The sequence below is a fragment of the Bacillus sp. AP50 genome (genome assembly GCF_040492675.1).
Classification (GTDB): Bacteria; Bacillota; Bacilli; order Bacillales; family Bacillaceae_G; genus Bacillus_A; species Bacillus_A cereus.
Map to the genome: position 1 here is coordinate 1 of NZ_JBEUTW010000767.1, position 1,124 is coordinate 1,124.

Below are 1,124 nucleotides of genomic sequence, written 5' to 3' on the forward strand. Positions count from 1 at the left end.
CAACATATTTGTTTCGTATATAAAAAAAGAAGTTAATAAAATAAGAAAGATAATCGTTCCAGGCATTGTAAATCCCTTTTGCTTTCTCATACGTTTATTCCTATTTCGCTATATCGCATAACTACACCTTCATATATTTTCCCACTAGTATCTTTCACATTTATAATGAGTACATGAGGTGTTAGTTTGTAAGAAACCGTTCCAATATTTTGTAAAACAACTTCCCTCCCGCGCCTATTTACCTTTCTTATAAGACGACTATTCTCTTTTTCATACGATACTTCACTCCCATTACGCGATCGGAATTGTAAAATACTTTCTCCATTTTCAAATGCTAGCTGTTCTCCAGATGATACTTCACGAAACTCCAATTGCATTTGCCCTAAATACACATCCCACTCCCAATCATTTAACCCTTTCGACTGTTTATTTTCCATTTCAATGAAATGTAGGCGGGGAAAGAGCAAAAAAAATATTGATAATAGAAACAGACATACAATCATTTCTATTAATGAAAAACCAAATTCTAATTTATTTTTTCTCCTACATAAAAGCATTGTTCCATCATTCTGTCTTTCACATCTTTCCACATGGTACAAACTTCATTGCCTCCCCAATATGTGTAATACACAATTCCATTTATATTCTTTTCTATTATTCGCTTTTCTTCATTTCCATACATATATATAGCTGCTTCTTTTTTTAATAATCCAGTTGCCTTATAACGAATTTGTATATTTTTTCTTTCTTGCATAACTAATACTGTTTGCGGTAGTAGTAACGATACAGCCATCATTAAAACACTTAACGATACAATCATTTCAGCCATTATGAATCCTTTTTGACATTTCACGATACGTAAATCTCCCTCTTCCAAGCTGAAATACAATTTCATATTTATAATTTCTATACGAAATTATAATCGTACCACCTCTATTAATATTTCCACTTGGGTTATATGTCATCGGATTTGGAAACGTATGCAAATCAATTTGTATATCTTCTTCATACTCTCGCTTGACGATATAATACTTTGTACCTGACTCTTTTATAGCATACATATTTCTATCTTTATGCCAACGTAATGTGTAGTGCTTTTGATGGTTTATCGCTAATTGCTGCAT

Annotated in this window: 3 protein-coding genes and 1 pseudogene; all 4 read right to left on the reverse strand. The window is 31.9% G+C overall.

Features of this window, described 5'->3' with window-relative positions:
• A pseudogene (locus ABWK52_RS29310) lies at positions 1–90 on the reverse strand (competence type IV pilus minor pilin ComGG); the annotation flags it as partial.
• Complete coding sequence (gene comGF, locus ABWK52_RS29315; protein ID WP_000923099.1) at positions 87–557, reverse strand: competence type IV pilus minor pilin ComGF; 471 nt, start codon at positions 555–557, stop codon at positions 87–89. The gene comGF and the pseudogene ABWK52_RS29310, both read right to left, overlap by 4 nt.
• Entirely contained in the window at positions 527–829 is a 303-nt protein-coding gene (locus ABWK52_RS29320) for a hypothetical protein (RefSeq protein ID WP_000829473.1), read from the reverse strand. The genes comGF and ABWK52_RS29320 overlap by 31 nt, the downstream gene beginning before the upstream one ends.
• On the reverse strand, positions 822–1,124 hold a 303-nt coding region (comGD, locus tag ABWK52_RS29325; protein ID WP_353772377.1), incomplete at its 5' end, for a competence type IV pilus minor pilin ComGD. The genes comGD and ABWK52_RS29320, both read right to left, overlap by 8 nt.

Excerpts from the sequence above, each read along its gene's own strand:
- ABWK52_RS29320 (WP_000829473.1), bottom strand. The coding sequence starts at position 829 with ATGGCTGAAATGATTGTATCGTTAAGTGTTTTAATGATGGCTGTATCG.
- comGF (WP_000923099.1), bottom strand. The coding sequence starts at position 557 with ATGCTTTTATGTAGGAGAAAAAATAAATTAGAATTTGGTTTTTCATTA.